Annotated in this window: 14 protein-coding genes and 3 pseudogenes; 8 read left to right on the forward strand and 9 right to left on the reverse strand. The window is 57.4% G+C overall.

Annotation, left to right across the window (positions count from 1 at the left end):
* Positions 1-439: 439 nt before the first annotated feature.
* Positions 440-664: pseudogene (locus ACMXYH_RS11520) on the forward strand (TetR/AcrR family transcriptional regulator); the annotation flags it as partial.
* Between the two features lie 303 nt (positions 665-967).
* Here the strand turns inward: ACMXYH_RS11520 and ACMXYH_RS11525 are convergent.
* The 3 genes from ACMXYH_RS11525 to ACMXYH_RS11535 form a co-directional block, all read right to left on the reverse strand.
* Positions 968-1,504 (reverse strand): AAA family ATPase, encoded by a 537-nt coding sequence (locus ACMXYH_RS11525; protein WP_415767123.1) that lies wholly within the window; start codon positions 1,502-1,504, stop codon positions 968-970.
* Between the two features lie 107 nt (positions 1,505-1,611).
* Positions 1,612-2,241, reverse strand: coding sequence for a LysE family translocator (locus ACMXYH_RS11530; RefSeq protein ID WP_415767124.1), 630 nt, complete (start codon positions 2,239-2,241; stop codon positions 1,612-1,614).
* 113 nt (positions 2,242-2,354) lie between these two features.
* A complete protein-coding gene (locus tag ACMXYH_RS11535) occupies positions 2,355-2,597 on the reverse strand; it encodes a hypothetical protein (protein ID WP_129436872.1) in 243 nt (80 codons plus the stop codon).
* A 207-nt stretch (positions 2,598-2,804) separates the two neighbouring features.
* Here ACMXYH_RS11535 and ACMXYH_RS11540 point away from each other — a divergent pair, with 207 nt between their 5' ends.
* Positions 2,805-3,146: a hypothetical protein gene (locus ACMXYH_RS11540; protein ID WP_415767125.1), complete on the forward strand. Its 342-nt coding sequence runs from the start codon at positions 2,805-2,807 to the stop codon at positions 3,144-3,146.
* A 131-nt stretch (positions 3,147-3,277) separates the two neighbouring features.
* Here the strand turns inward: ACMXYH_RS11540 and ACMXYH_RS11545 are convergent, their stop codons facing one another.
* Positions 3,278-3,778, reverse strand: coding sequence for a GNAT family N-acetyltransferase (locus ACMXYH_RS11545; protein ID WP_415767126.1), 501 nt, complete (start codon positions 3,776-3,778; stop codon positions 3,278-3,280).
* Positions 3,779-3,999: 221 nt separating this feature from the next.
* Between ACMXYH_RS11545 and ACMXYH_RS11550 the strand changes: the two genes are divergently transcribed.
* The gene (locus tag ACMXYH_RS11550; RefSeq protein WP_415767127.1) at positions 4,000-6,897 is read left to right on the forward strand and encodes an EAL domain-containing protein; all 2,898 of its coding nucleotides are present in this window, start codon (positions 4,000-4,002) and stop codon (positions 6,895-6,897) included.
* Between the two features lie 207 nt (positions 6,898-7,104).
* Here the strand turns inward: ACMXYH_RS11550 and ACMXYH_RS11555 are convergent, their stop codons facing one another.
* Positions 7,105-7,527 (reverse strand): MAPEG family protein, encoded by a 423-nt coding sequence (locus tag ACMXYH_RS11555; RefSeq protein WP_415767128.1) that lies wholly within the window; start codon positions 7,525-7,527, stop codon positions 7,105-7,107.
* 81 nt (positions 7,528-7,608) lie between these two features.
* Positions 7,609-8,562 carry a diiron oxygenase gene (locus ACMXYH_RS11560; RefSeq protein ID WP_415767129.1) on the reverse strand — a complete coding sequence of 318 codons (954 nt, stop codon included), beginning with the start codon at positions 8,560-8,562 and terminating at the stop codon, positions 7,609-7,611.
* 198 nt (positions 8,563-8,760) lie between these two features.
* On the opposite strand from ACMXYH_RS11560, the pseudogene ACMXYH_RS11565 reads away from it, so the two are divergent.
* The 4 genes and pseudogenes from ACMXYH_RS11565 to ACMXYH_RS11580 all read left to right on the forward strand — a co-directional run bounded on the left by ACMXYH_RS11565 (position 8,761) and on the right by ACMXYH_RS11580 (position 12,438).
* A pseudogene (locus ACMXYH_RS11565) lies at positions 8,761-9,317 on the forward strand (AraC family transcriptional regulator).
* Positions 9,318-9,473: 156 nt separating this feature from the next.
* Positions 9,474-10,220, forward strand: a complete 747-nt coding sequence (locus ACMXYH_RS11570; protein WP_134422580.1) for a tetratricopeptide repeat protein — start codon at positions 9,474-9,476, stop codon at positions 10,218-10,220.
* Between the two features lie 317 nt (positions 10,221-10,537).
* On the forward strand, positions 10,538-11,686 hold the full coding sequence (gene yiaY, locus ACMXYH_RS11575) for an L-threonine dehydrogenase (protein ID WP_140679976.1): 1,149 nt from the start codon (positions 10,538-10,540) through the stop codon (positions 11,684-11,686).
* A gap of 149 nt (positions 11,687-11,835) precedes the next feature.
* A complete protein-coding gene (locus tag ACMXYH_RS11580) occupies positions 11,836-12,438 on the forward strand; it encodes a LysR substrate-binding domain-containing protein (protein ID WP_415767130.1) in 603 nt (200 codons plus the stop codon).
* Positions 12,439-12,735: 297 nt separating this feature from the next.
* Here ACMXYH_RS11580 and ACMXYH_RS11585 read toward each other — a convergent pair whose 3' ends face one another.
* Positions 12,736-13,422: a tetratricopeptide repeat protein gene (locus ACMXYH_RS11585; protein WP_415767131.1), complete on the reverse strand. Its 687-nt coding sequence runs from the start codon at positions 13,420-13,422 to the stop codon at positions 12,736-12,738.
* Between the two features lie 14 nt (positions 13,423-13,436).
* A complete protein-coding gene (locus ACMXYH_RS11590; RefSeq protein ID WP_415767132.1) occupies positions 13,437-14,108 on the reverse strand; it encodes a hypothetical protein in 672 nt (223 codons plus the stop codon).
* 203 nt (positions 14,109-14,311) lie between these two features.
* On the opposite strand from ACMXYH_RS11590, the pseudogene ACMXYH_RS11595 reads away from it, so the two are divergent.
* Positions 14,312-15,740: pseudogene (locus ACMXYH_RS11595) on the forward strand (IS1182 family transposase).
* Positions 15,741-16,337: 597 nt separating this feature from the next.
* On the opposite strand, the gene ACMXYH_RS11600 reads toward ACMXYH_RS11595, so the two are convergent.
* Positions 16,338-17,279: an alpha/beta hydrolase family protein gene (locus ACMXYH_RS11600; protein WP_415764356.1), complete on the reverse strand. Its 942-nt coding sequence runs from the start codon at positions 17,277-17,279 to the stop codon at positions 16,338-16,340.
* Between the last annotated feature and the right edge of the window lie 6 nt (positions 17,280-17,285).

A 17,285-nucleotide genomic window follows, 5' to 3' on the forward strand; every position in this document is an offset into this window, starting at 1 on the left:
ACGCAACTAAATTCTGTGTAAGCAGAAGGAGTGTTGCAGGTGGATTGATCCCGTGGCTTCGCACTAGCGACGATAGTAGCGGTGATCGTCCTCGTAGCGGTGCCGCATGGCCCGATCTTGTTGGCGCTCCCAATCACGATGGCGTTCAGCTTCTCGGCGGGCTTGCTCTCTACGCCACTTATCTATACGCCAATCGTCTCTACGATCGTGCCAACGGCCGTCATGCCAGTATCGGTCGTCATGGGCAAGCAACGGCCCTGGCTGCTTGCCGGCCAGACTGGCCAAGGTCGGCCAAGGGTTGCCGGCGGCCTGGACAGGAGCCTGAACGGCTAGAACAGCCAACGGCCTCAGTGTTCGGCTCCCTTTGATGTTTGCTGTCTCGATGTCCCTTCTGGCCGATAGCAACCGGTTGCGAAGGGCAGCAATCGATCCGAAGCAGATCTCACCTCGGTCGCGCAAACGACTGAAGCAGGCCCTGTCGATCGTCATGGGCACCGAGGCTTTGAGCGCCGTGCGCGATATCAGTCGCGCGAGCATCGAAGAATCACTCGACACTGCCGCCTGGGCGGCTCGGGCGCTCGTTCGTCAGGCACTGACGGAGGAAGAACAAGCGCGACGAAAGCGCGACACTTTGCAGACGAACTCGCGGTCTTCTCCTCCATAACACCGAATAGCTCAAGTTTCTTCAGGCCGTTGTGAATGGCTCCTTTTGGCCGAGGCTGTGTAAAAACGTTTTCGATCTGCGGAGGTAGACGAAAACAGCCCAAAAATCGCGTCCCTACGCAAATTTCAGGTCTACTTACCAAACGGTCGACGCCAGATTTCACGTAGTAACGCTGACTTCAAAGTGACGAATGCGTTTTTACACGGCCTGGGCCGGTAACAGCCAGTCGTTCGTCGCCGAGGGTTTTCTCTCATAAACCTTGCTGGGCTGCGTGGATCGACTGCCGGGACCGTGACCCTCCCCCTATTCAAAACAGATTCCAGGCGTTGCGGCCAAGTTATCGAGAAAGGCGGCAATCTGCCGGGTACTGCGCAAGTGCACCACAGGAATGTGCGGGCCGATGGCCAGGCGCACTGCCTCGATTCCTGGGCGATAGCCTCGATCGAAATTCCACACGAAGTTCAGAAAGGTCAGGAACGCCCGGTCGAGTTTCTCTGTACAGCCTGCTGCAAGGTCAGGGCGAGGGCGGTTCATGACGCTGCGCATGATCACCCGGGTGAAACAGGTGAGCCGCGAAGTATCGAGCCAGATGATCAGGTCGGTACGGGGCAGGCGAAGGTCGAAGGTTCGCCGCGCATAATTGCCTTCACAAATCCAGGCATCCGGTGCGATCGCTTCGCGGACCCGCGTGCGGAACTGTTCAGCGTCGGGTTCGACCCAGCCGGGCTCCCAGAACAGCGTGTCCAGGTGAACCACGGGCAGGCTCAGGCGCTTGCCGAGGGCGCGGGCGAGGGTAGATTTGCCGCTACCGGCATTGCCCAGAATGACAATCCGTTGCATGGGGACTTCCTGTCGCGAAAAAAGCCGGCAATTGTGCAGGTTTTGGAGGGGCAGTGAAAGGTGACCTCCACGAGCGACAGCTATTGAGCGATATCGATGCGGCTGCTTTAGCCTGTCCGGTTCAGCACCAACAAACGCGCCGCCAGCGTCGTCATGACGACAGCGAAGCAATAAGCACCCAAGCGCCTGGAGATTATGCCTGCGCGCAGGCGCCCATGCAGCTGCCCGGCACAGACGCTGAGCAGGGAATGAAAGATCAAGGCGATCAGCGCAAGCAACACACCCAATACCATCAGTTGCAAGGTGACACTGCTGGCTCCCAATGTGACGAATTGCGGCAGGAATACCATGAAGAACAACAGTGCCTTGGGATTCAGCAGGCTGTTGAGGGTCGCCCGGATAAAGATTTTGCGCAGCGATGCCAATGCAGGTTGAGCGTCAGCATCCGCCGGCGGAGTACTCAATGCCTTCCACGCCAGCCACATCAGATAACAAGCCCCGGCCCACCGCAGCAAATCAAATGCCGGCGTCCAACTCATCACCAACGCACCGAGCCCCGCGCTAACCATGGCGGTCATCAGCACGTCGGCCAGGGTGATTCCCAATGCTGCGGCGAAACCGGCACGCCAGCCATGGGCAACGGCATGGCTGGTGACGATGGCCATGTTCGGGCCAGGCACGATCAGCAACAGCAGGGCGGCGACAGTGAACAGGTAAAGGTTGGTGGCGTCCGGCATAGCGCAGATTTCCCTGGATGAGAGACAAGGCTATCCGTAGTCGTTGGGTTGAAGCAGATACAGTGGGGATGGATTTGATAGCTACAGTCAGGTGTGTGGAGGGGAAGAGTCGGTCAGGACGAAAGCCACGTATTCACTACCCGCCGATCCAGTTCTTCCCAATCCGCCATACCCAGCACCCGCGTGGTATTCAACCCACGCAAATAACCGCGCAACTGATTGGCGGTGGCCCGCGCAAGCTCTGGGTCGGGCGCGTGTTCGCCCAACAATACGGTTTCGTACTGGACCAGGTACTCGGCCACCCGGTCACGAAAATCGGGCAGAACGGCGTTGCGGATCAAGTCAAAAGTTCTCAAGGAGCGATCCTCATCCATCTTTTCCGGTGGTGATTGAGTGTGTATCCGTCTGCGCGGCGCACAACTATTGCTAGAGGTAATAGTGACCATCATGAAACGCAAGTTCTACTTTGATGGCAATAGCCGGAAAATCCCCTCCAACGACACGCCACTCACGAAAATTCGGGTGATGTGATGAACGAACCTTTTATTTTCAGGATGAGACCGATGCGTCTTTTATTTGAGCCTGCCCTGGCGTTTGGCGCTTTGTTGCTCGCCGGTTGTGCCTCCGCGCCGAACGACCCGACCCTGACCTTGCAGACCAGTAAGACCCCGGCCCAATACGCTGAGTGCGTCGTACCGAAATTGCAGGGCAACGCGTTGAACCCGACCGTCTCGCAGACCCAGCGCAGCTACCGGATCGTGGTATCGAGCAAAGTCTCGGCGGATAACGTGCTGGAAGCCTACAAGGTCGGGAACGGCGGCAAGGTGTTCATCTACGAGCGGCACTTGCTGGCCTCGAACTTGTTGCCTTCAAGTTTTGAGCGCGCCGCACAGGAATGCATCTGACCCCGGCCCGTAAACGCTTTCTACAGAGCTCCTTTGGTTGGCCGCAACCGACCAGTTTTTTGCCCCGCACCGCATTCGGTAGCGGGGCTTTTTTTGTCTGCGTGACTCGTATCGACCCATCGTTCAATCATCTAAATTGAAAGGCCAAGCCGATACTCCTGGTCAGTCCCTGCTTGCCGGGATACATGTTCGATCAGGAAGCCACAGCGCTTGAGGACTTTTGCCGAGCCGATATTTTCAGCGTACACGTTGGCAACCAGCTGTTTAAGGTTCCAACGCAACTGCGCCTGCTGAATCAGATGCTTCACCGCCAGCGTTGCCAGTCCTTGCCCGCAAGCACTTTGAGCAATCCGATAGCCCACTTCTGCCGACCGCGCGGACGTGTCGATGTCTTTCAGGTTCGCTCTGCCCACTATTTGTCCGTCAGCGTCTTCGATGACAAATGGGTGCCAGATGCCGGCGGCATGATCAGCTAAATAGGCAGCAATGTGCTCGGTGACACCCTGCACCGAGTAAAAAGCAGCACCACGCGCGTCAATGTGGCGCTCGAACCACTCGCGATTGTCCACTTCAAAAGTCAGCAACGCCTCGGCATCAGTGCTTTGCAGGGTACGAATTGTGACGGGTTCCATAAGGACGCTCCTTTTCCTGGTGGAACTACTTGGATAATTGTGCGCAGGCACGACTTGTCAGTCGTTAGCTGAGTTGGCGCTCTTACAGGATGACCTGATGAGGAAGCAACTCACAATTCGAAAAAACCGATTGAATAAAAACTCTATAAACGTGAAGCTCACTGGCGCATTGCGAGCAACCAGTAAGTCAGTATTGCCAGTTTCTGGCTCAGGGAGCGCTGATGAGTTTTCGTCCATTGACCGACTTCCTGCGGCAATCGAGCGATTGCGACGTTGTCGCATCTCGGCTTGAAGAGAATTCGGACACTGTCTGCATGGCTTACGCTGGCAACGAGAACACGATCGATCAACTGCTGGACTCAGCGCGCAACTGGGCGCACACCACCGCGTGGGTGGTTTACCGTTCTGGTGAACAAATGCATTTGGTCGGGCAGGGCGACCCACTGGCGCAGTGGCCGTCAAGTGTTGCGAATGAAGAGTTCGACACCTTTTGCCTGACCCGGCACTTGCACAGCTGGCCGACCGGTAAAGGTGAAAGTGTGCTGGGTTGGCTACTCGCGCCAGTTGACGCTGCCGCGGAACCGGCGCTCGCCGAGTTTGCGCAGCGCCTGGGCATTCAGGTGCAGACGAATACCCTTGCCCGTGCGCAGATTACTCAACGTGTGCTGTATGAAATTACCTACCTGGCCAGCTCGACCCGCGACCGGTCAGTGTTTCTGGTGGGGGTTCACCAGCTGCTGGCTAGCCTGATCGACGCCGAGAACTTCTATCTCGCGTTGTATGATCCGCACAGCGGCAAGATTGACTACCCGTATTACGTCGACATCATTGATGTTGATGCCGTGGAGTCCTCGCACTACGAATACCTTGACCTTTCGCACCTGTCGTTGACTGGCCAGGTATTGACCACTGGCCAGCCGTTGCTGATCGACGCCGCCGGCATTCTCGCGGCTCAGGCCGAGGAGCGTTTTTACTGCATGGGTGATCGTCCCGAGTTCTGGATGGGCGCACCGTTGAAAAATGCCTCGGATGACGTGTTTGGCATGCTCGCGATGCAGGTCTACGACGTTTCTCGTACCTACAGCGCCGAGGACCGCGCGCTGTTTCTGGTGGTAGCCCGCCACGTGGCCATGGCGCTGGACCGGATTCTGCACCGAGAGGATCTGGAGGCGACAGTGATGCGTCGCACCCTGGAGCTGTCGGCACTCAACGACGCGTTGAGGCAGGAGGTGGCAGAGCGAGAGCGCGCCGAACATCTGCAGAGCGCGCTGTTCCAGATCACTGAGCTGTCCAGCCAGCCTGGCGACATGGCTGAGTTGTTTCAAACCTTGCATGGCATCGTCGGTGATCTGCTGTTCGCTCGGAATTTCTACATTGCGCTGTTCGACGACTCGACCCGTGAAGTGACCTTTCCGTATTACGTTGATGAGCGGCAGACGACCTGCCCGGTGGCACGGCGTGGGAGCCGGGGCTTGACCGAGTACGTGATCCGTCAGCGCCGACCTTGCCTGATTGACGCCGACGAAGCTGACCGATTGACTGCGCACGGTGAAATCGAAGTTGCCGATGTGTATTTCCGATCCTATTCCTGGCTGGGCATCCCCTTGTTCGATGGCGATGTGGTGCGTGGCGTGCTTGCGGTGCAGAGCTATACCTCGCAGGTGCGCTATACCCTGCGTGACCAGGAACTGCTGACGTTCGTGTCGCGGCACATCGACACCGCGTTGTCGCGACGCACGGCCGCCGAAGCGATCCATGCCGCCAATCTCAAGCTGGAAGCCCGGGTGCAGAACCGCACCCGCGAGCTCGATCACGCCAATGCCAAGTTGCAACACGAAAACTCCCACGATGCGCTGACCGGGCTACCGAATCGTACCTACCTGCAACAGCGCCTCAATCTGGCCTGGTCGCAGTTCGGCAGCGAAGGCGGACCCCTGGCGGTGATGTTCATCGATCTCGACCGTTTCAAACTGGTCAACGACAGCCTCGGCCACCATTTTGGCGACCTGCTGTTGATGCAGGCCGCCCACCGTTTGCGCGGTTGTCTGCGCGACACCGACATGCTGGCGCGCCTGGGGGGCGATGAGTTTTCCGTGCTCGCTCCCGAGGCGCCGCTGGACGTGGTGATCGACATCGCTGAACGGATTCTGGTGGCGTTTGACCTGCCGTTTTTAATCAATGGCTATGAGGTTTTTTCGTCCTGCAGCATCGGGATCGTCAGCGCCGACAGTCAGTTCCATCAGGAGCCAGCCGACTTGCTGCGCGACGCCGACGCGGCGATGTACCGGGTCAAGAGCGCCGGGCGCGACAGCTACGCGGTGTTCAATCAGGAAGTGCGTCGTGAAGTCTCGGACCAGGTTGAGCGGGAAGGGGCCTTGCGCAACGCGCTCAAGCGTACCGACGAATTGCTGCCATATTTCCAACCGATTGTCAGCGTCGAAAGCGGAGAACTGTTGGCCCTTGAAGCGCTGATCCGCTGGCATCAGCCGGGCGGCCGGGTGATCGCGCCGGGCGAGTTTTTGCCGGATGTTGAGGGGCTGCGTCTGATCGGTCGACTGGACCTGTACATGCTCAACCGCATTGCACTGATCCTCGCACAGCCCGAGCACGCCAACTGGCCTGCGGTGCACGTCAATTGCTCCAGCTACAGCATGACGCGTCCCGACTTCGCCAGTGATGTGCTTGCGCTGTTGGCGCGGCATGGGGTTTCGCCGTCGCGGATCTGCCTGGAGTTGACCGAAGGTGCGCTGGTGGCGGAGCCGGCGATTGCCCGACTGACTATGCAGCAATTGGCCGACAACGGCATGTCGGTGGTGCTCGATGACTTCGGTGCAGGGTTTTCATCCCTGAGCTATGTGCATCAATACCGTTTCAGCGGCTTGAAGATCGACAAGTCGTTCATCCTCGAACTGACCACCAGCGCTCGCAGTCGCGCGATCGTCCGGGCGATTGTGCGTATGGCCGAATCGCTGGACCTGAGTGTGGTGGCCGAAGGTGTCGAGGATGAAGCGACGCTGGTCTTGCTGCGCGAAATGGGCACAGGGCAGGCCCAGGGTTATTATTTTGCCAAGCCGATGGGGTTGGAGGCGTTGTTGGCGAGTTCGCTGATGGGGCGTTAGGGTTTGTTGAGGTATTCAGGCAATGCCGGTTCGGCGAGTGACCGCGCCCTCCGTAGGACGGAAGGTCTTGGAAGACTCGTCTCTATTTCTCCAAAGCTCTTTGTATCAAGTCTTAAATGGAGTGGTGTATGGCCGAACAAGCCCTTATCGCGGTTTCCTAACCTTCACGAGCGAGTACGGCTTGTACCACATCGGTTCCGTTTGTATTCATGCGCCGTAACAAGTGGCTATAACAATGAGTGCGAGAAAACAGACCAACTGCACGCAAAAGAAGGTAAATCGAACCGCCACGAACGCATCGGCTTGCACATGGGATACGTGAACCAGAGACTGGCACACGCGAGCGATCAGCACGATTATCGACAAGTAGCTCACTGCAGGGCCCTCGACACCAAGGGCTGAAATCACGAAAACGATGACGCCAAAGACAGGCAGATTTTCCACACAGTTCGCGTGTGCTCTTGTCCCGCGCCGATACCAATCCTCGCCTTCGAGCTGATCGCTTCGGAAAGAGGCAATCGGAACATTCGAGAACAGGATTCTGACCCAGCGATACACCCCGACGGTTGCCATCAACAGCAGCAAAGTCCAGGTCGCAAATCCAAGCAGCATCCACATCGGAATCGTCATGGCTGCCATCCTCAATCAATCATTTTCAGCACGTCATCCCACAGCCGCTCGGCCGACGCGCGGTCGGCCGCCCCCTGTCGATCAATTGCTCATGATGGATGCCAGCGCGGTCTGAATCCTAGACATCTGTGCAGGTGTTGTCATGTGCGTAAGCAGCCGGCCAAAGTGTGGATGCTGCACGCTCGAGATAATGTATTGCCAGCGGTAGGCACTCAGCACGGAGGCTTTGATTTGCGCTGTCTCATCGACACTGAACGATCGTGAAGCATTTCGAATGAAGTAGTCGGCATCGGATGCCGATTGTGCCTGCAGGATTGCGTCGACGGTCGCCACCAGCGCAATCAGATCGTTCACTGCCTGGTCGCGCCCGGCTGGCGAGCGTTTCGCGTGCTCCGCCTTCCACTCCAGTTCATCGAGTACGACGTGCCGGCTTTCATCCTTCCAGTGAAATTTGAAGACATCCTTGAACAGTGGGCACACCTCCTCGCGCGGGGCGATGCTTTGCACGTAGTGCGTCTGAACAAACAGCTCGATATGACAGGTCAGCGCCAGTACCGACCAGGTGCTGGCCGCAAGTACCGCGCGCGCCACATCGTTTGGATCGGCAACTTGACGATATCCCGCTGGCAATTGAGTACCCATCATCGCCTCAATGCGCCGGAACAGCTCCTGATGCTTGATCTCGTCGTTGGAAAAGCGCAACAGCGCTTCGAGTGCGAGCTGATCGTCAAATACATGCGCCCGACCTTGATCGAGCATTTTGGCACTGATAAAACGCTCGACCAGGCCAAAGATATACGCATAGGTTCGGCCCTGAATCTGGCTAAGCAGGCGCGCATCGTCCGCGGTGAGAAAGGTCAGGCGGTCGATCCGCGATAGTCCGTCGGGCAAGAATTTTCGCGAGAAGTCAAAGGTGCGGTCCTGTAGCAAATCGCGATCGATCTGCCATTCCGCTTTCTTCGATGATCTGACGATTTGAGCATAACGGGCGGCGTTGCCCGAATCTGAGCTGGGTATGTTGGCGACGGTGTTCATATTGATCTCCTGCTTCCCTGGTCGAGTTGGAAGGGGCAATTACGGTTAACGTCGGAGCCAATGACCATTGGTGAAGCGCCTAGGGATCGTCTCGATCACTGAGTCCACGTTGGTGCTAATCTAGGCCTCGCAGTTCAGGCGGCGAATGACCAGTGCGCCTGATTACATGCTCCGGACTCCGTAAAGGAGGGCTGGCAATTGTTGGATGCGCTTTCTGATGTCTTGCGTGTGATTCGGCTGTCTGGAGGGGGCTTCCTTGAGGCTGAGTTCACTGCGCCCTGGTGCATCAACGGAAGAATCTCGGCAGACGATTGCAAACCGTTCCTGGCAGCACCTCGACATATCATTGCGTCGCATTTTGTCGCGGCGGGGCATATGCAATTGCGAATCGACGATGGCGCCACCCTCGACGTACGGGCAGGCGAACTCATTCTGCTTCCTCGCAATTCGGGCGCGCACTGGCGCTGCTCCATCCTCGTCCAACCGAGGGCTGGACGGCAGAAGCCCTGGCGCTTGAAGTGGGCATGTCGCGCTCGGTATTTGCGGAGCGATTCACGACATTGGTCGGACAGCCACCAATGCAATACCTGACGCTCTGGCGTATGCACGTGGCGGCTCAACACCTGCGTGAAGGTCGTGGTAATGTGGCGCAAATTGGCTTTGCAGTTGGCTACGAATCCGAAGCTGCGTTCAGTCGAGCATTCAAACGCCAGTTCGGCACATCACCCGGCACCTGGCGCAGACAGTCAGCATGAGAAGGCTGCGGATTCCACGCCGTCCGCAGTGGCCGTTGCAGCGGGAACTTCAGGGTACTGGCCAGGTCAACAGGGGCCCTGTATCGGCGATGCCGAGCAGCGCTGGTGGCCTGTTTTACGGCAGTGCCGTCCTAGATCAGCCGAGTCCGCCCCCTGATGCCAACCAAGAGTTTTCTGCCGGGTCTCATCCTGGCGTTCTGCGCCGTCGCGTCGCTTTGCTCGGTTGCTGCCGAGCGAAGAGCGCCCTCGCAAAGTAACAGCGCATCAACCACGCTAATCGAAACCGCCTCGCGGCAGTATGAAAATGGCCAGTTGGACCAAGCCGCTGCCACGCTGGAGCGTGCCCTGCATATCCAGCCGAACAATCCCGCGACGCTGCATTACCTCGGTGTGTTGCGTCTTCAGCAGGGGCAGTACCAGCAGGCTGAAACGTTGGCGGCGCGCTCGAACATGCGGGTGGGTCGCAACGTCGAGTTGCGCAACCGCAACTTCCAATTGATCCAGGCGGCGCAGCAGGCCAAGGCTTCGAGTACCTCACCCAACGCCAAAGAGGACCCGGTCGCAGAACAGAAGGGGCTCGAAGAGGAGGCCAAAAGGCGCCGCGAAGCAGAAATGGCCGCTGCTGAACAATCCAACGCTGGCAACTTCGCTAGCGCAATGGCAGAGAGGGTATCGGATTCGCCGACGGCTGGCGGGCCACGGCCCGAAGGAGAGTTGCCAGTGGCTTCCGTCGAGCCAGAGCCCGCGTACGATGAGGTTGAGATTCCCCGCGGTCATTGGCCGCCTCCGGGTAAATGCCGAATCTGGTTTCCTGATCGCCCGCCCGGGCATCAGCCCGCACCCGGCAGCTGCAAGAAGCTGCGATATCGGGTTCCGTCAGGAGCCTACCTGGTGCACGGTTGAGTTTCTGGGTGTCCTTCGTCTCTCTCCGGACTTGTCGGGGCGCATGTCCTCCCAGTACTAAAGGAGGTGCCAATGAAAGCCAAAGGACCATTCCAGTCTGGCGTCATAGGTTTAGGCTCAATCCCATGATCAAAAGATACCGGCTGCGATGGCCCATCCACCTCTGCATCTTAAAACACTGTTCGCCTGAACACTTGATGCAGCACGTCTCCCGCTGAACTTCGTCAATGATGACACTCAGACCCGCCTCACAGCCTGCGATATGAGTAGAAGACCTCACCTGATTTCCGGGTTTCCAGAATAAAAGAGGATTTATCATGAGCAGCACCTTCTTCATTCCATCCGTGAACATGATGGGCATTGGCAGTCTCGACGAAGCGATGCTCGCAATCCGCAAATATGGTTTCCGTAAAGCCTTGATCGTCACTGATGCAGGCTTGGCCAAAGCCGGCGTGGCCGCCAAGGTAGCCAGCCTTCTGGCCCAGCAGGACATCAACTCCACTCTGTTTGATGGCGCCAAACCGAATCCGACGGTCAGCAATGTCGAGAAAGGCCTCGAGCTGCTTGGCCGTAGCGACTGTGATTTCATTATTTCCTTGGGCGGCGGTTCACCCCATGACTGCGCCAAGGGCATTGCCCTGTGCGCCGCCAACGGCGGGCACATCAGTGATTACGAAGGCGTGGATCAATCCGCCAAGCCACAGATGCCGTTGATCGCGATCAATACCACCGCCGGAACGGCGAGTGAAATGACCCGTTTCTGCATCATTACCGACGAAGTCCGGCACGTGAAAATGGCCATCGTCGACCGTAACGTCACCCCACTGTTGTCGGTCAACGATCCTTCGCTGATGGCAGGCATGCCCAAAGGCCTGACCGCCGCCACCGGCATGGACGCGCTGACCCACGCTATCGAAGCCTACGTGTCGACTGCGGCAACGCCGATCACCGATGCCTGTGCACTCAAGGCCGTGGAATTGATCTCGGCCAACCTGCGCACTGCCGTTGCCCAGGGTGACGACATGACCGCCCGGGAAAATATGGCCTACGCGCAATTTCTTGCCGGCATGGCCTTCAACAATGCTTCGCTGGGCTATGTCCACGCCATGGCGCACCAACTGGGTGGGTTCTACGACCTGCCTCACGGCGTCTGTAATGCGATCCTGCTGCCCCATGTCGCCAGCTTCAACGCCAGCGTATGCCCGGCCCGGTTTAAAGATATCGCCAACGCAATGGGTGTCGACACCCAGCATCTGGATGCGGAAAAAGGCGCTGCCGCGGCCATCACCGCCATCCGTAAACTGTCATCGGATGTCGGTATTCCGAGCGGCCTCGCCGAACTGGGCGCCAAGGCCGACGATATCCCGATCCTGGCAACCAATGCCATGAAGGATGCCTGCGGCTTTACCAATCCGCGTCCTGCCAATCAGGACGAGATCGAGCAGATTTTCCATACTGCGATGTAACCGATCTGAAGTGACGCCAGCCAGATCAAAAGCCCCGCCTTCGGTTGAAGTGCGGGGCTTTTTTTGGTTCTTCACGGGTTACTCGACTTTGAACCCCGGTAAGCCCTGAGTAGCTCCACGACCGGCTGCTTGCTAGCTTTACCGCGCCGGTGGCCAGTGGTCGAGTCAGGCTGGGCATTTCCGAGGAGTACGCCGGCGCGGTACTGGGTTGTACGCTGCCGCACGTGACGGCGGATTTTCCTTACATAGAACTGGAGGTAGAAACCGGTGCCAGTGGCCGCTTGAACACCCGCCTTCAGCGTGGGCAGCTGGATATGGCACTGTTAGTGGCGCCGGTTGATGTTGCTGCGCCGCAGATGCGCTGCATAAAGACCTTCGGCATCACCCAACCCGTCTGGGTTACCGCCCACGACTACATACAGGACCTCACCAAACCGGTCCCCCTTGCATTGCACGGCAAGGGTTGCCCGTATCGAAGCGTGGCTGTTGACGCGCTGACCCAGCAAGGTCGTCGCTGGCGGGCGGTCATCATGAGCGCCGGGGTCACCGCATTGGAAACCGCCATTGAGGCCGGATTGGCCATTGGCATCGTCGACCGTGCCCAAGTGCGTCAAGGCATGCGCGTGCTGACTGTGGCTGACGGGTTTCCTGAGCTACCCGTGAATGAATTACGACTGATGTTGGCCCCGGGGGAGTTGAGTGAGGCAGTGGAGGTGTTGGTGGGATTGATCGGCCATGGCTTTGAGCGTTAACGCGTCGGAATCAGTAGCGAGCGACCGCTTTTGGCCGTTTTCTGCCCTTCGCTATGGGCATAAATCGGCCAGTAACAGTCGTTCCCTTGCGTTAGGATTGATACAGAAAGCTGCCATGAGTAGCGATCGAGTCTGTAGATTTAGTGACGTCGGGGCTATAAGGGGCCCCGACGCATTTGGTTCGCTTCGTCGCCCGGGGGGGGAGCAGAGGTGATCGTTCCCTCATCTGAGATGCGACGCAAGCGGTCACTCCGCGCTCGCTGACCCACCGCATTCGCCACTAAGCCAGCTCTCCTATTACGGCATGGAAATCCTGTACTCGGCGAGCTTGGCCTTGTGCTCCTCCAGCACGTACTTCTTGTTGGCGATTTGCGAGAACTTCATGAAGTCGGCCTTGGCGTCGTCCCTGCCTCCCAAATGGTCGTACGCGATCCCGCGCGCATAATAGGCCCAGGCATAGTCCGGCTGGCGCTGAAGGCCGGTGCTGAATGCTTCAGCGGCCTCTCGGTACTGACCCAGGTCTGTCAGCGCGAGGCCCAGATGATAGTAGGTCGGCATGTGGAAGCCGGAACCCTTTCCTGCTTCTCCCATCCCGTTGTCAAGGTTGTATTGCACGAGTTCAAGGGCTTTTTTCGGGTTGCCAGCGTCGCGATACATGGCGCTCAAGTCCAGGTTGGTGCGCGGATCAGGCTTGACCGCCAGTTGCATGGATTTTTCCTTGGCGGTCACGGCTTCGGGAAAGTGCTTGAGGTTGCTGTAGGCGTCGGCCTGCACCGCGTAAATCAAACTTTGCAGCGAGGCGGGCAGCGTATTTTTCTGCAGGCATAGATCACCTTCCTGCAGCACCAGAGGGTAGTTTTCGGCTTTGGACGCCTTTAACTGATTAGCGCAGTGGACAAGGTTGGCTTTTTGCGGGTTCTGCATCCCTGCACAACCCGTGAGGATGACGGAGCAGGCGATCAGTGCGGGCCAGCGAGTATTCATGATAAGCATCCTTGTCAGTCGAGCAGATGAGCGTTGAGGTCAGGGCGATAGACCTGCAAGAGCGGCGCGGTCACGGTGCCTTGTAGCGAGCAGAACACGGTGGTGTGTCCCGCGAGCGGCGGTATCGTGTCGCCCGTGTCGACGATCAGCACGCGGTCTACAAAACCAAACGGCGTGGCGATGCCGGGGCCGGTCAGTTCTTCGGTGCGCCATTGGCCGATCGGGTCACCGACGCGGCGAATTTCGGCGCGGGTAATGGCTTTGCCCTGACTGACAAAGCGTGCGTTGTCAACGATCAGCGGCTTGAGTTTTGCGGCCACCTCTTGCGGCAAGCCATCGGCTACAAAACCCCAGAACAGAAAATTGCCGACGTTCTTGATGGTTTCGGCCTGGTTGTAATAGCCGACCATACGCACGCCGTTAACGATCAGGGGCGTTTCGAAGTGCTGGTAAGTGCCACCTTCCTGCAGCGGACTCATGATGGTCGGTGCCTTGACCGAGCCGTAGTCACTCAGGCGTAAGGTACCTGCTGGCAGGCGGGCATCGCGCAGGCTCTCGAAGAAATGCGCATCGCAACGAGAGAACTCAGTCAGCAGTTGTTCGGGCGTGGTGACGGTCTGGGCTTGGGCAGTGCAGGCGGCGCCGAAGGCGAGCAAAGCAACGCCGGAAAAAAGAGAGCGGAACATTAAAATCATCCGTGAAGTGGGAACGAAAGCTGTCGGCTGGTGAGTCGGGAACTTTAGCAATACGGGCCTGCGGGAGAAGGCCAGCTTCTCTTTTTGGCTGAAAGCAGGCATGGATCGAACGTCCGTTCCTGGCCCAGAGTGTGTAAAAACGCTTTCGCGAACCCTTGCTATGATTTCTGAGGATTTCATCGCAAGGATCGCCCATGAAGCGCTTTATTCAAGGTGAACATCGAGGCCAAAGCACTTACTTCCCGAGAGCCTCGACGATTACGTCACGGATACCAATCCGGTACGCGTGGTCGACGTCTTTGTCGACGAACTTGACCTGGTCAAGCTGGGTTTTGAAGGCGCCATACCGGCAGATACTGGCCGGCCGGCTTACCATCCCGCTGTCCTCCTGAAGATCTACTTCTACGGCTATCTGAACCGTATTCAGTCGAGCCGGCGCCTGGAACGAGAAGCCCAACGCAACGTCGAGCTGATGTGGCTGACCGGGCGTTTGATGCCCGATTTCAAGACCATCGCCAACTTCCGAAAAGACAACAGCAAGGCCATCCGAGGCGTCTGCCGCCAGTTCGTGGTGCTGTGCCAGCAGCTGGGATTATTCGGAGAAAATCTGGTTGCCATCGATGGCAGTAAATTCAAGGCCGCCAACAACCGCGACCGCAATTTCACCAGCGCCAAGCTGAAGCGGCGAATGGAAGAAATTGAATCGAGTATCAATCGGTATCTGACTGCGCTCGACGAAGCCGATCAGCAAGAACCCCAATCGCTCAGCCCAAGGCTGCTCGTCTGCAAGAGAAAATCGACAAGCTCAAAGCTCAGATGAAAGAGCTACAGGTCATTGAAATTCAGCTCAACGAATCGCCGGATAAACAGGTCTCACTGACCGATCCAGACGCCCGCTCCATGATAACTCGCGGCACGGGAATCGTCGGTTACAACGTGCAGACAGCGGTCGATACCCAGCACCATTTGATCGTTGCGCATGAGGTTACCAACGTCGGTTCCGACCGCGATCAACTCAGCTCGATGGCCAAGCAGGCCCGCGAGGCGATGGCGTCAGAAACGCTTTCGGTAGTGGCTGACCGAGGTTACTTCAAAAGCGAAGAAATCCTGGCTTGTCACGATGCAGGCATCACCGCCTATGTGCCCAAGCCGATGACCTCTGGAGCCAAAGCAGACGGGCGTTTCAATAACGATGCCTTCATCTATGACACGGTAAAAAACGAATACATTTGTCCGGCTGGAGAAGCGCTCATTTGGCGCTACACCAACGTTGAAAAAGGCCTGACGTTGCACCGTTACTGGAGTTCGAAATGCCGGAGCTGCGCCTTGAAATCGCAGTGCACACCGAGTACGGAACGACGAGTTCGACGCTGGGAGCATGAAGCCGTACTGGAGGAAATGCAGGCCCGACTGAGCAACGCACCGGAAATGATGCGGATCCGAAAACGGACGGTTGAGCATCCCTTCGGGACGCTCAAGCAATGGATGGGCGCGACACACTTCCTGACCCGAAAGCTTAACGGGGTGAGTGCCGAGATGAGCCTGAATGTGCTCGCCTACAACCTGAAAAGGGTCATGAAAATCATCGGCACCACTGGCTTGATGAAAGCATTAACGGCGTAAAAACCGGTCTTTTTTACCCCGTCCAAATGACTTTAAGAGGCTGCTGAGCCGTTTTAACTGTTCCTGGAAGCGTCGTGGCCTTGATCAGTTTGCGAAACGTGAGCACGGTCTCCTAGCGTCGATATAAAAAACCCAATCTGACGTTTTTACACACTCTGGGCCGATAGCTGCCTGTCCCGAAGGACCGCAATCGACCGATTGTGTTGAAAAAGTCGGTCCTTCCAGACTGCCCGCATATTGACTGTTAAAAACGACTTTTTTACGCGCAGCTGTGTGAAATCTGAGCCCGGAATCCTCTGCTCAAAGTAAAAATTTCAATCTCAAACGCGTACTTTTCTGCCGTAGAAACCATGGCCGACTTTTTCAACAGAATCGGCCGATTGCTGCCTGTCGTGACGGGCAGTAACCCAAAGCAGTCAGTCATGAAGGGCGGAAAACGGCCGTTTTTGTTGATTCGACTGAGACATGGAACGGTTCTTTTCTGGTCAACGTCTGAGTCCAGGTGCCGTTGCGTGGTCTTCGTGTTGACGCTCACGCATTCGCCGAACACGGTCACGTCATGCGGCTTTAGCGACTAAGCCCCTTGCCAGTCATTAGTCAACGGCAACGGACTCGTTTCAAGCAACTTGAAATAGTCGGGGATACCGGGATCAGTGAATGTGTTTTCTTGACGAAGGTAGCTGTCGTCGAAATCAGCTCGTCGATCTGCTTCTCGTCTTTTGTTATGTTGAAGGCGTGATCCATGGGCCGGACAAGCAGCTCATGTTCTCCGGAGTGATAGCTGATAAAGCTTTTTCCGAGGGTTGGCTGCGGAGAAACGATGTCGTCGTTAGTGCCGACGGCGACGAGCAGTGGCCCCTTGTAATGGGTGATCTCGGCGGCGGCATCGAGGGTCATCAAGCTGACAAAGAACGCGGATTTAAGCTTGACCTCGCCACCACCAGGTACTGCCAGTGCGACGGGGGTGTCACCGCTGTGCAACGCTTCCTTGATCTTCTCGGCGCCCCACAGCAGCGGGAAAGCGGCTCCCATATTGGTCGCAGGGTTCCAAAGTGCGACCGCGTCGAGTTTATGCGGGGTCCGTCCTGCTACAGCAGCACCAATTGCTCCGCCCATGCTCCATCCAACAAGCGCCATGCGGTTGGCGTCGACGCGCCCGGACTTGGCCAGAAAGTCGAGCGCAGCCAGCCCATCCTCAACATCCGTATCGAGTGTGCCGTCGGTCTTGGCACCATCACTGTCGCCATCAAAACGGTAATCGATACGGAGGCTGGCAATGCCTTGTTCGGCCCAAAGACGTGCGGCCCGGGCATAGATACCTTCATTGACGGCCGGAATGATCCCCTCATCCCTACTGCCCCCGAAACTGTGAAGTAACAGAATTACCGGGGGCTTCTTAACGCCGTCGGGCAGGTTCAGGGTGCCGACGACGTTCATTCCCTCAACGGAGAAGGTGACTTTTTCTTCAGCCGCAAACGCGAAATACGGGGCTGTAACCAGGCTTGCGAGAAGTACTATACGGGTCAATAAACTAGGCATGGGAGC

The organism is Pseudomonas frigoris (genome assembly GCF_047758635.1).
In the GTDB taxonomy this organism is placed as follows: domain Bacteria; phylum Pseudomonadota; class Gammaproteobacteria; order Pseudomonadales; family Pseudomonadaceae; genus Aquipseudomonas; species Aquipseudomonas frigoris.